Genomic DNA, 12,658 nt, shown 5'->3' with positions numbered 1-12,658 from the left:
GATGAGTTCGATATACAAACCAAAGATATGGAGTACTCTTGCCTTTTTGCTGCTGCTGATTCCCTTTTTGGCCACATCCGCAGGCAATGAGATTACCCTGGAAAGTTATGTAACCACCGACACTGATGGGGATGGGCTGACGGATGATGATGAGATCAATGTATACAACACTGATCCTAACCTTGCCGACACCGATGACGATGGGTTGAATGACGGAGATGAGGTAAATCTTTACGGCTCTGACCCAACTTTGAAGGACACAGATGATGATGGGTTGGAAGATGGCGAGGAAATAAATACTTACGGTTCTGATCCTACTCTATCAGATTCCGACGGCGATGGCCTGAATGATTTTGAGGAGGTGAACACCTACGGTACCGACCCGACACTTTCAGATTCTGACGATGACGGCCTCAGTGATTACGACGAAATCAATTCCTATGGCAGTGACCCTACCCTCAAAGACTCCGATGATGACGGCCTTGAAGATGGCGATGAAGTGAACGTGTATGGTTCCGACCCGACGCTGAAGGATTCTGACGATGACGGTCTGGAGGATGGCGATGAAGTAAATACATATGGCAGTGACCCGACGCTTACCGATTCAGATGGAGACGAAATTAGTGACTATGATGAAGTCATTACATACGGTACTGATCCCACGCTTTCGGATAGCGATAATGATGGGTTAAATGATTATGAGGAACTAATCACTTATAGCACCGACCCTTTGCTATCCGATACCGATGGTGATGGCCTCAGCGACGGTGATGAAGTGAATGTTTATGGTACTGACCCACTGGTAAAGGACACTGATGAGGACAGCCTCGAAGATGGAGAAGAAGTGAACGATTATGAGTCCGATCCGAACTTGGCCGACACCGACGACGATGGCTGCGACGACGGACAGGAAGTGGCGCAGAACAGCAATATTCTGGTTGCTGACTCAGATGTGGATGGTGATGGCTACAAGAAGTGCGACGGAGATTGTGACGACAGCGACGGCACTATCAATCCAGCTACAGTTTGGTATGCCGATACCGATGGTGACGGCTATGGCACAGATACAGACACAAAAACGCAGTGTACGCAGCCCACCGGTTATGTGCGGGTAAGTGGCGACTGTAACGATACTGATGCTAACGTCAAACCAACCACCGTTTGGTACCAGGACAGCGATGGCGATGGCTACGGCAATTCAGCCGTTAGCCTTACACAATGTGCTGCCCCTGCTGGGTATGTGGCGAATGCTGACGACTGTGACGATACCAAAGAAACTATCAAACCAACAACTGTTTGGTATGCCGACGCCGACGGGGATGGTTATGGAGACGAAGGTGTGACGAAGACCCAATGTGCTCAGCCAGCAGGATACATCCTAACAGCAGGTGACTGCGACGACAGTCAGGAAGCTATTAACCCGACAACTGTTTGGTACGCTGATGCCGATGGTGATGGGTTCGGATTGGAAACCGATAAAAAGACACAGTGCACAAAACCTGAGGGATATGTGCTCGTGACAGGCGATTGCGACGACACCAGGGCGGATGTTAATCCCAATACAGTGTGGTACAAAGATGCCGATGGAGATGGATTTGGTGATGCAGCTACCACGTCAAAATCATGTAGTAAGCCGGAAGGATTTGTTGCTGACGCCACAGACTGCAACGACACTGACAAGGACGTTTATCCAAGTGCTCCCGCTTTGCCTGATGGCAAGGACAACAACTGCGACGGATCAATTGATAAGTTATCCCAAACGATTACAATTGCTGCGATAGATAATAAGACATTTGGCGATGCTGCTTTCGAAGTAACCGCCACGTCCAGCGCCGGACTGGCCGTAGCGCTTTCGGTCACCGGGCCCGCTACTATTTCGGAAAATGTGGTGACCATAACCGGGGCTGGCGAAATTATTATAGATGCAGTGCAGGCAGGGAATGATGGCTACACTGCAGCCGATGCGTCGGCCACGGTACAAGTAGCCAAGGCGAGTCAAACGATTAGCTTTACAGCGCTGCAAGATGTGAACCTGGAGGGGGGGACCCTTACCCTTGAGGCTTCGTCGTCCAGTGGGTTGCCAATCACTTTTTCTGTCGAAGGTGACGCAAGCCTTGAAGGTAATACCGTAACCCTGCTGGGTGCCGGTCCACTAACAATATCGGCCAGCCAGCCTGGCAATGGCAATTACAACGCCGCCACCGCTGCTACCCAGTCGATTTGTGTTAACCCTGCCTTGCCAGTGATTACTGTCGCTTCTAAAGGAAAAAGCTTATCAACCGCTTTGGTAACCGGCGCTACTTACACCTGGTTCAGAGATGGACAGGAATTGCCTACCGAAGGAAATACCCTTCCCAATCAGGAGAGTGGCGTATTTAAAGTGATGGTGGATGTGGGTGGATGTACCAGTACCTCGGCGGAAGTGAATGTGACGATAACGGGTATTAACCAGGCTTATCTCAGCAATATCATCGTTTATCCTAACCCTGCGACAGAACGGATTTCGCTGAAGTCACTGGACGAAGTATTCAGTTCGGTAAAAACGGTCCAAATATCGAATGTTTCCGGAAGCATGGTAAAGGAACTACAGCTGAAGGCTAATGAGAATACAATTGAATTGGCCGAATTACCTGCTGGCATTTATTATTTGCGGGTATTCGACAGCAAAGTTCGAAAAGACTTTAGGTTCATTAAACATTAGATTTCTGCAACAACGCAAAGGCCCGGGTTCGGGCCTTTTTTTTGTTTCACAAGCAAAATGTTCTTTGTCAAACCAGCATCCCAAACAGCTCGGGCTTGTTGTTGAGCAGTTGGTAGTTGATGTTATAGGCCTTCATTCTATCGAGCAGGCTTTGGAAGTCGTTCCGATCTTTTAGCTCTATTCCGATCATGGCCGGGCCGTTTTCACGGGCTGTCTTTTTGGTGTACTCGAAAAGTATGATGTCATCATTCGGCCCCAACACATTGACAAGGAATTCTTTAAGGGCACCGGCCCGCTGTGGAAATTTCACGATAAAATAGTGCCTCAACCCTTCGTACAGCATTGACCGTTCTTTGATCTCTGCCATCCGGATGATATCGTTATTGCCACCACTGACTATGGCAACGACGGTTTTTCCTTTGATTTGACCAGCTACTAAGTCGAGTGCTGCCGTGGTTAATGCACCTGCTGGTTCCACAATGATGCCTTCGTTGTTGTAAAGCTCCAGCAGGGTGGTACAAACTTTGCCTTCCGGTACCAGCACCACTTCACTTAACACCTCTTTGCAAATCTCCAGATTGCGCTTACCCACGCTTTGCACAGCGGCGCCATCCACAAACTTGTCTATACTTTCCAGTGTCACTACTTGTCCTGCTTCCAGTGACTTCTTCATGGCTGGTGCTCCCAGTGGCTCCGCACCAATAATTTTTGTCTTTGGGCTCAATGCTTTGAAATAGCTTCCCACACCGGCGGAAAGTCCGCCGCCGCCAATGGGAACAAGCAGGTAGTCGATGGGTTCTGAAATTTCGTCCAGTATTTCCGCCGCCACTGTGCCCTGGCCTTCTATTACTTTTTCGTCATCAAAGGGAGGAACAAAGGTGCCGCCAGCGGCTTCACAGTCTTTAACGGCCCGGGAATTGGCGTCGTCAAACGTGTCGCCGATCAAAATTACTTCGACGAACTCTTTTCCGAACATCCGCACCCTGTCGATCTTCTGACTGGTCGTGGGAGTGGGCATGTAAATCTTGCCATGAATCTTCTGGTGGAAGCACGCATAAGCAACGCCTTGTGCATGATTGCCAGCACTGGCACAGAAGATGCCATTGGCTCTTTGCTGATCCGACAGCGAAGCAATTTTGTTGAAGGCCCCTCTTATCTTATAAGAACGAACGATGTTAAGGTCTTCCCGCTTCAGGTAAATCCTGGCACCATATTTTTCAGAAAGCTGCTGATTGAATTGCAGCGGGGTGGGAGGGACAACGTCTTTGAGTGTGATTTTGGCCTGCAGTATTTTGTCTGCGGCAACGAGGGGAGATTGTGTGGAGGACATTGGGGGAGGTAAATGCATCAAGTAATCGGTAATCAGTAATCGGTGTCACCTGATTACTGATTACCATTTACTATTTACTGTTTCGGGCGGAGCTTGCGCACCTGAGCGCCTGCCTGCCACATTTCTGAATTGTGGAGTTCAGCTAGCTCTACTTCCAGCTTCGCACGGTAGTCTGGCTGACGGTTGGCCTCAATAGTAATACGGGCTTCGTTGCCTGTTGCTACGCTTTCATACAAATCGTCGAATACGGGAGCTACGGCGTCACGGAACCTGTTTTTCCAGTCAAGTGCACCACGTTGAGCAGTCGTAGAGCAGTTGGCGTACATCCAGTCCATACCGTTTTCGGCTACCAGCTTGATAAGAGACTCAGTCAGTTCTTCCACTGTCTCATTGAAAGATTCTGATGGTGAATGTCCTTTTTTGCGAAGCAGCGTATACTGTGCCTCCAAAATGCCAGCCAAAGCGCCCATAAGCGTGCCTCTTTCACCGGTAAGGTCGGAGAATACTTCTTTTCTGAAATCAGTTTCGAACAGGTAGCCTGATCCTACGCCAATACCAAGGGCAATAGCGTTTTCTCTTGCTTTGCCAGATGCGTTCTGATGAACAGCAAAGCTGGAGTTCAAGCCTTTTCCTTCAAGGAACAGACGGCGAAGGCTGGTGCCCGATCCTTTAGGTGCTACAAGGATCACATCAATGTCGGCGTCTGGAACAATGCCAGTCTGCTCCTTGTAAGTGATGCCGAAGCCATGAGAAAAATATAAAGTCTTGCCTTTTTTCAGATGCTTTTTCACTGTTGGCCAAAGCGCAATTTGTCCGGCATCAGAAAGTAAGAACTGAAGGATGGTGCCTTTTTCGCAGGCCTCTTCCAATTCAAATAGTGTCTTGCCAGGTACCCAGCCGTCTTTCACCGCTTTGTCCCATGTTTTCGAATCTTTACGCTGGCCAACGATAACGTTGAAACCATTGTCTCTCAGGTTGAGTGCCTGTCCAGGACCTTGTACTCCATATCCCAGTACGGCTATGGTTTCGTTTTTAAGGACTTCTCTGGCTTTTTCTAAAGGAAATTCTTCTCTGGTTACTACTTCCTCTTCTACGCCTCCAAAGTTGATCTTTGCCATTTTCTTGTGTTTTCTTATTAAAATTAGGATTTACATTATGACCGCTATTGTAACAATAGGTTGGTTTTTATTTCTTCCAATTCCTTGATAAAGGTTTCGGTTTTTCTTTTGCTCATCGAGATAGCCACACGGCCCGACCTCACAAACTCCAGAACACCATAGGGTTCCAGCTTCTTGAACAGGTCAGACGTTTCGTCTTTGTGGCCTGTTTTTTCGAGCACAATATAGTCTTCTTCTATGACAAGTATTCGTGCTCCGTTGTCTCTGACCAGTTTTTCAATTTTGTTACCTCCCATGAAAATCTTGGTGGGTACTTTGTACAGGGCAATTTCCTGATAATGCACCTGATCTTCTTCGTACAGGAATGCGCCAAGCACGTCGACCAGCTTTCTGATCTGTTTTACTACTTTCTCTGCCTGCTCCCTGGTGCTATGCACCACTATGGTGAAGCGGCTCACACCAGCTACCTCTGTCGTTGAGACGTTCAGGCTGCTGATATTGATCTTCCGGCGGGAAAATATGATGGTAATATGGTTGAGGAGTCCCGATTTGTCTTCTGTCAGGACTGACATGGTGAAGAGTCTTTCAGGATCCTGCCCGTTTTGTTCGTTATATAATGACTGTGACATAATACTGCTCTTTTACTCTAAACGAATGTTTGAAACTGAATCACCAGAAGGAACCATAGGGAACACGTTTTCTTCCTGCTCCACTACTACCTCCAGAAAGTACGGGCCATCGGTGCTCAGCATTTTGTCGATAGCAGCTGAAAGGTCGCCTCTGTCTACTACTTTTTGACATGGAATGCCATAGCCTTCAGCAATCAGCTGAAAATTAGGGTTCACCATTTCAGTAGATGAGTACCGCTTGCCATGGAACAACTGCTGCCACTGGCGCACCATGCCAAGGAAGTTGTTGTTGAGTACCACGATCTTCACGCCAATATTGTACTGGAAGATGGTGCCCAGTTCCTGGATGGTCATCTGGAAGCCCCCGTCACCAATCACTGCAATCACCGGCCTGTCTGGTTTGCCAAGCTTGGCGCCGATAGCGGCCGGAAGACAAAATCCCATGGTGCCCAATCCGCCCGATGTTACGTTGCTGTCGGTTTCGTTGAAGCCATAGTACCTGGTGGCGACCATCTGGTGCTGCCCAACGTCAGTAACCAAAATCGCCTTTCCCTTTGTTTTTTCGTTGAAAAGCCTGATTACTTCACCCATTTTCACTTCGCCGCTTGTTGGGTAAAGATCCTTTTGGATGACTTTTTCATGCTCCAATTTGTCGCATTCTTTGAATTCCGCAATCCAGCTTTTGTGCTCTGCCTTTTTGATCTTCGGAATCAATGATTTGATGGCCGCTTTTGCATCAGCATTGATGGCCACGGTGGTCTTCACATTTTTATCAATCTCTGAAGGATCGATTTCAATATGAATCACTTTGGCTTGCCGTGCATATTTTTTCAAGTCGCCTGTTACCCGGTCGTCGAACCTCATACCGATCGCAATCAGCACATCACACTCATTGGTTTTTATGTTGGGACCATAATTGCCATGCATGCCCAGGTATCCAACGTACTGCGGATGATCCGTAGAAAGTGCCGAAAGTCCCAGAAGAGTTGATGCAGCCGGGATATCACCTTTGATCAGGAATTCGCTAAGCGCTTCCTGTGCGTGTGAAATCAAAACACCATGGCCAACAAGGCAGAATGGCTTCTTCGCATTGTTGATGATTTCAGCGGCTTCTTCCACCTTGCTTTCATCCAATACAGGATAGGGATGATAGCTGCGGATTTTGGTGCACTTTTCGTAAGAGAAGTCCACCATCGCAAACTGTGCATCTTTGGTAATATCGATCAACACAGGGCCGGGCCTGCCAGTGTTGGCAATATAAAATGCCCGGGCAATAGCCCCCGGTATTTCCTCGGCTTTGGTTACCTGATAATTCCATTTTGTTACAGGCATAGAAATGCCAATCACATCGGTTTCCTGAAAAGCATCAGTTCCCAGCAAATGAGAAGGAACCTGGCCGGTGATACAGACCATAGGGGTTGAGTCAATCTGAGCATCGGCAATGCCGGTAATCAGATTGGTAGCTCCGGGCCCGGAAGTAGCGAAACAGACACCCGTTCTGCCAGTGACCCTGGCATAACCCTGGGCGGCATGGGCAGCTCCCTGCTCATGGCGGGTCAGGTAATGGGTGAGCTTGTCTTGGTAGCCATACAAAGCATCGTAGATCGGCATAATGGCTCCTCCGGGATATCCGAAAATGGAGTCAACGCCCTCTTCGAGCAGGCACATAAGCAATGCTTCTGAACCTGATACTCTGATGGTCTTTTTGGGTTGCTTTTTTTCAACCGCTAATGTCGAGGTGTTCATACTACGTTCATTAAAGGTCTGTAACACAGCCTTGTGAGGCTGAGCTTACTGAGTTAATATATTTCTTCAATATTCCTTTCGTGGCTTTGTAAGCAGGTTTTACCCATGACTTTCTTCTCGCTGCCAACTCTTCGTCCGAAAGTTTCACTTCCAGCAGATTATTCGTTGCGTCAATGCGGATAATGTCTCCGTTTTTGATCAGTGCCAAAGGCCCGCCTTCCTGCGATTCAGGAGTGATATGCCCCACTACAAATCCGTGCGATCCGCCTGAGAACCTTCCGTCGGTGATCAGCGCCACGTCTTTTCCCAGCCCGGCACCCATGACTGCACCCGTAGGTTTGAGCATCTCGGGCATGCCGGGTGCTCCTTTTGGTCCCGACTGACGAATAACGATTACCTCACCTTTTTTTACTTCTTTACCAATACCGTCGATGGCAGCAAACTCGTCTTCATAGATTCTTGCAGGGCCTTCGAAAACTTCACCTTCTTTACCGGTAATTTTTGCCACAGCGCCTTCGGGTGCCAGGTTGCCATACAAAATCTGCAGGTGCCCGGTCTTTTTAATGGGCTTATCAAAAGAATAGATAAGATCCTGTCCCGATTGAAGATCTGCTATTTCTTCCAGGTTCTCGGCAAGTGTCTTTCCTGTTACGGTCATACAGTCGCCATGGAGGTAACCTTCTCTCAAAAGTATTTTCAACACACCTGGCACGCCGCCTATCTTGTGGAGGTCTTCCATCAGGTATTTCCCACTCGGTTTCAGGTCGGCGAGGAATGGTGTCTTGTCACTGATCCTTTGGAAGTCGTCAAGTGAGAGCTCCACGTCTGCTGCTTTGGCCATGGCCAGCAGGTGAAGCACTGCATTCGTAGACCCGCCCAACACCATAACGGTGGTGATAGCATTTTCGAATGCATTCTTTGTCATGATATCTGACGGAAGAATATTCTTTTCCATCAGGTTACGAATAGCCGCACCCACTTTTTGAATCTCGTTTACCTTTGGGTTGCCTTCGGCAGGGTTGGATGAACTATAAGGTAGGCTCATACCCATTGCCTCGATAGCCGATGCCATGGTGTTGGCTGTGTACATACCGCCACAGGCACCAGGGCCGGGAATAGAGTTTTGAATAATGCCTTTGTAGTCCTCGTCTGACATATTGCCGCCGAGACGCTGACCATAAGCCTCAAATGCTGAGACGATGTTTAAGTCTTCGCCCTTCCATTTCCCGGGGCGAACCGAGCCTCCGTAAACCATGATACTGGGTCTGTTCAGTCGGGACATGCCCATAATGGCACCCGGCATATTTTTGTCGCAGCCTACCACCGCCACCAGAGCGTCGTAAAACTGAGCCTGACTAACTACCTCTATCGAATCTGCTATAACATCCCGGGAGATCAGCGAGTACTTCATGCCAGTTGTTCCATTGGACATGCCGTCACTCACACCTATTGTATTGAAGATGAGCCCTACAAGGTCGGCTTCTTTTACGCTTTTCTTTACCTGGTGGGCCAGAATATTGAGGTGCATGTTGCAGGGGTTGCCCTCAAAGCCAGTGCTCACGATACCCACCTGCGCTTTTTTCAAATCTTCCTCCGTAAGTCCAAGGGCGTAAAGCTGCGCCTGAGAGCCCGGCTGACTCGGATCCTGGGTGATTGTCTTGCTGTGTTTGTTTAATTCTTTTGACATGAGCTGAAACAATTAAAAAAGGGCCATTCTCTGTAATGAGAATGGCCCTTTTTGTGCTTAGTTTTAACGCTCCATTCTCACGACCGACATCCAACGATGACGACAATGACACGGACGTTAATGATAAGCGAGGATAACATAAATCTTTTCTTTCTGTTACTTGTGCCACAAACCTATGGCAGAAAATTTTATCTGGCAACAAAAAAGAAGAATTTTGTTTTTCGGCAGCGGGCTTAGCCCATTGTTAGTTTGGTTTTTTTCACAATATATTTCAAAATAGGAGGTGCTTAAAAGAATGAACATTATAAAATTTACATTTTCAGGAAGTTTTTTTGATAAATTATTAAAATTTGGCATTCTCATTGCCTTGATCGCTTTTATCACGTCGTGTGGTGCGGAAAGGAAGAAAAACGACAGAGACAGGTTCTTTCTGTTGGGCAATGAGGCACTGAAGGGGAACGACAATAAGGAGGCCATCCGGCTTTACACCGAAGCGCTGGCACTGGATAACGACTATGCCGATGCTTTCAACAACAGAGGCATTGCGCACATGAAAAGGGGAGACGCCGCTTCTGCTTTGCTCGATTTCAATCAGGCTATTCTCATTGATGCTGAAAACCTCTCCTATGTATGGAACAGGGCTGAGGCCTATGCCGGTGCCAACCGGTACGACAAGGCCATCAACGACATCACTGTAGTAAGAAAGGCCTTCCCTGATTCGGCCAGGGTTTATTTCTCGGAAGGAGTCATTCATTTTCAGTTCAAAGAGTACCAGCAGGCAGAAGCCGCCTTCACGGAGTCGCTGATGAGGGACAACAGCAACGGTGAGGCCTATATCAACCGGGGCACCGTCAGGTATTATTTAAACAAGCTCGATTCGGCACAATCAGATTTGGAACAAGGGCTCCTGTCTCACTCTGAGGAGGGCAATGCGTGGAACACCCTGGCGATGGTAGCGTCGGCGAAGGGCAACAATGCCAAGGGTCTTGACCTGATTAATAAAGCTATTGACATATCACCCAACGAGGCCTATTTTCTGAACAACCGGGGATATGTTTACTTACAGCTCGATAGTTTGGAAAAGGCGGTGGAGGATATTGACGCCAGCTTGCTGCGGGATCCGCAGAACGCCTGGGCTTACCGGAACAAGGGGATATACTACTACAAGGCAGGCAACTTTGAGGAGGCCCTTCGGTTGCTGACAAGGGCTGAGTCCATGGACAGCCAAATGACCGAAGTTCACCTGTGGCTGGGAAAAGCTTATTTGGCAGTAGGCAACAAAGTCAAGGCTTGCGAGGTGCTAAGTGAGGCCGGGCCAGCGCCCGAAGCCTTGAAACTGATAACTGACAACTGCTAACCAACAACTATTTCTTCAACTTCCTCACCAGTTTATTCATGGCAATGAGGTGGCTGAACAATACCGCAGGCACAATGAAAACAGGCAGCCAGATAAAAGGAAACTGAAGCAATCCAATATTGGGCTGGTCGAAGGAGAAAACCTGCGTAATGTACGGCGCCGACAGCACGCCTCTGATCACCACATTGAACAGGAGCCCTAAGGCTGCCAGGTTCCAAATAAAGATCACGAACCGGTGCCTGCCGACGGCGGGATTGAGGAAGTGAGCCACGAAGGGAGCGGTGATGCCTGACAGAATATCCCAGTTGCCACCTTCGAAGGTCATCATTTCAGGCACCAGCCCCTGCTTGTACAGCCACCAAAGCACGATCTCAACCGGGATTCGGATAATGTGCAGGTAGGTGAGGGTGAACAGCGGGATTCGAAAAAGAAAACGCCTGGAAACGCCAAAAGCCACCAGCCCGATCACAGTGATTAAGGGAGGCAGAACGCCAAAAATCATTCTGGGAGGCACTTCCTCGTAAGCCTGGAAAAAACCGGAGTAGGCGAGGTAGCCTGTGATCCCCAGCCAAACAGTTATGGTGAAGCCGGTCAGCCACTGGAGCCGAATTCTTTTGGAGTGGCGGCTAAACCCAATAGCAAAAAGGAGGAACAGAAAAAGGGAAAAAGTAGTTAGAAAAAATACGATATAAATCCTTAGCGGGAGGTCGGGGTCCATTTCATCGTTTGACGTTGACAAACGAATTTAGCAAATTCCTCGTAAAGCAAAATTCTATGATAGATTATCTTTGGGTATGTGGGAGTTGAATGAAGAGTTTCAGGCAAGGTTGTCGGACAGATTGAAGGCCCCTTTGCCGGGTGTCGACGCACAAATTCGGATGTCGCCCACGCCCATCAACCAGGAGCGGTTTGCGTTCAAAGAAAGGCCGGATGCGAAGGCGGGAGCCGTGCTGATCCTGTTTCATCCGGGAACGGGTGGTATTCACTTTCCGTTGATTCAGCGGCCTGAGTACCCCGGTGCGCACAGCGGTCAGGTGAGCTTTCCGGGCGGCAAGTACGAGAAAAGCGACAGAGACCTGCTGCATACCGCTTTGAGAGAAGCTGAAGAAGAAGTGGGAGCCAACCCCAGTGAAATTACAGTGCTGGGCACCATGTCCGAACTTTATATCCCCGCCAGCAACTTCAAAGTGCTGCCTGTGATTGGGATCAGTTTTTCAACGCCCCGGTTTGTGCCAGAGGAAAAAGAAGTCGCTCAAATACTATCAGCCGACGTAGGCAACTTGATGAAGCAGGAAATAGCGGTGAAGGACATGATCGTTGGCCCTAACATAAAAATCAGGTCGCCATTTTTTACTGTCGAAGACAAGGTAGTGTGGGGAGCTACCGCCATGATGCTGGGTGAGTTGCTTCAAATTTTGGAGGATATAAGGTAGCAGAATAGTTACCTGATCAACTGGGTGATTCGGTCTGCCACCACTCTGTACTTTTCGGGATTAAGACTGTAAAGAACGTCGCTGATCATTTCTGACTCAACGACAAAAATTTTGTGTATCCTGATGTAGCTCTTCAAAGGCAAGGCTTTCGTCAGGTCAGCGTCATTGATGGGTAAGCTTAATGAATCGCTTTTTTCTTTACTGCTGATTTGCACAACCGAGACATCCCCCGTTTTATGAATTGCCTCATTTGAAATGACTAGTGCCGGGCGGGGTTTAGTTCCAATTCCGTCAGAGAATGGAAAGTCAATTCTTACAATGTCTCCTTTTCTTACGGAGATCATTTTTTCAGTAATTCATCCCACCTGTTGTCTTCTTCACTAAGCCAATCCTTGGCTAAAGATGCCTCGGAAACGGAGAGCATCCCTTTTGATGTGGGCTTTGTTTCTTTTTGTTTCACCTCTATTGAGCCCACATTTTTTAAGCTTCTAAGAAGTTTGACCAAAAACGTAGTGTCCTTGTCGGTTTTTGGAGTAATGACAATTTCGTTCATGACCTGTTCTTTTTTGTAAATAAACGAAAAAATCCAGGTAGTTGGCGCAGAACGGGAATTGGCAATGGCTTCTTTTCTGAGTTGTGTCATTGTGTGTATTTCAA

At 48.2% G+C, this 12,658-nt stretch carries 11 protein-coding genes; 3 read left to right on the top strand and 8 right to left on the bottom strand.

Annotated elements, in window-relative coordinates; translation table 11 throughout:
- The first annotated feature begins 1 nt into the window (after position 1).
- A complete protein-coding gene (locus RT717_RS15845; RefSeq protein ID WP_317487359.1) occupies positions 2-2,701 on the top strand; it encodes a T9SS type A sorting domain-containing protein in 2,700 nt (899 codons plus the stop codon).
- A gap of 67 nt (positions 2,702-2,768) precedes the next feature.
- On the opposite strand, the gene ilvA is transcribed toward RT717_RS15845, so the two are convergent.
- From ilvA to ilvD, 5 genes are all read right to left on the bottom strand, one after another.
- Entirely contained in the window at positions 2,769-4,031 is a 1,263-nt protein-coding gene (gene ilvA, locus RT717_RS15840; RefSeq protein WP_317487358.1) for a threonine ammonia-lyase, read from the bottom strand.
- Positions 4,032-4,105: 74 nt separating this feature from the next.
- A complete protein-coding gene (gene ilvC, locus RT717_RS15835) occupies positions 4,106-5,149 on the bottom strand; it encodes a ketol-acid reductoisomerase (RefSeq protein WP_317487357.1) in 1,044 nt (347 codons plus the stop codon).
- A 44-nt stretch (positions 5,150-5,193) separates the two neighbouring features.
- Positions 5,194-5,778, bottom strand: a complete 585-nt coding sequence (gene ilvN / locus RT717_RS15830) for an acetolactate synthase small subunit (protein ID WP_151998407.1) — start codon at positions 5,776-5,778, stop codon at positions 5,194-5,196.
- A 12-nt stretch (positions 5,779-5,790) separates the two neighbouring features.
- Entirely contained in the window at positions 5,791-7,524 is a 1,734-nt protein-coding gene (ilvB, locus tag RT717_RS15825; protein ID WP_317487356.1) for a biosynthetic-type acetolactate synthase large subunit, read from the bottom strand.
- A gap of 10 nt (positions 7,525-7,534) precedes the next feature.
- The gene (gene ilvD, locus RT717_RS15820; protein ID WP_317487355.1) at positions 7,535-9,211 is read right to left on the bottom strand and encodes a dihydroxy-acid dehydratase; all 1,677 of its coding nucleotides are present in this window, start codon (positions 9,209-9,211) and stop codon (positions 7,535-7,537) included.
- 295 nt (positions 9,212-9,506) lie between these two features.
- Between ilvD and RT717_RS15815 the strand changes: the two genes are divergently transcribed.
- Positions 9,507-10,568 (top strand): tetratricopeptide repeat protein, encoded by a 1,062-nt coding sequence (locus RT717_RS15815; protein ID WP_317487354.1) that lies wholly within the window; start codon positions 9,507-9,509, stop codon positions 10,566-10,568.
- A gap of 7 nt (positions 10,569-10,575) precedes the next feature.
- Here the strand turns inward: RT717_RS15815 and RT717_RS15810 are convergent, their stop codons facing one another.
- Positions 10,576-11,286 carry a hypothetical protein gene (locus tag RT717_RS15810; RefSeq protein WP_317487353.1) on the bottom strand — a complete coding sequence of 237 codons (711 nt, stop codon included), beginning with the start codon at positions 11,284-11,286 and terminating at the stop codon, positions 10,576-10,578.
- A gap of 76 nt (positions 11,287-11,362) precedes the next feature.
- Between RT717_RS15810 and RT717_RS15805 the strand changes: the two genes are divergently transcribed.
- Entirely contained in the window at positions 11,363-12,001 is a 639-nt protein-coding gene (locus RT717_RS15805) for an NUDIX hydrolase (protein ID WP_317487352.1), read from the top strand.
- Between the two features lie 8 nt (positions 12,002-12,009).
- Here RT717_RS15805 and RT717_RS15800 read toward each other — a convergent pair whose 3' ends face one another.
- Together RT717_RS15800 and RT717_RS15795 are read right to left on the bottom strand one after the other, a co-directional pair.
- On the bottom strand, positions 12,010-12,345 hold the full coding sequence (locus RT717_RS15800; protein ID WP_317487351.1) for a type II toxin-antitoxin system PemK/MazF family toxin: 336 nt from the start codon (positions 12,343-12,345) through the stop codon (positions 12,010-12,012).
- Entirely contained in the window at positions 12,342-12,644 is a 303-nt protein-coding gene (locus tag RT717_RS15795; RefSeq protein ID WP_317487350.1) for a hypothetical protein, read from the bottom strand. The genes RT717_RS15800 and RT717_RS15795 overlap by 4 nt, the downstream gene beginning before the upstream one ends.
- Positions 12,645-12,658: the final 14 nt, after the last annotated feature.

It is taken from the genome of Imperialibacter roseus, assembly GCF_032999765.1.
GTDB lineage: Bacteria > Bacteroidota > Bacteroidia > Cytophagales > Cyclobacteriaceae > Imperialibacter > Imperialibacter roseus.
The sequence above is the reverse complement of the archived record's forward strand: the minus strand, read 5'-3'. Positions and strand labels throughout refer to the sequence as shown.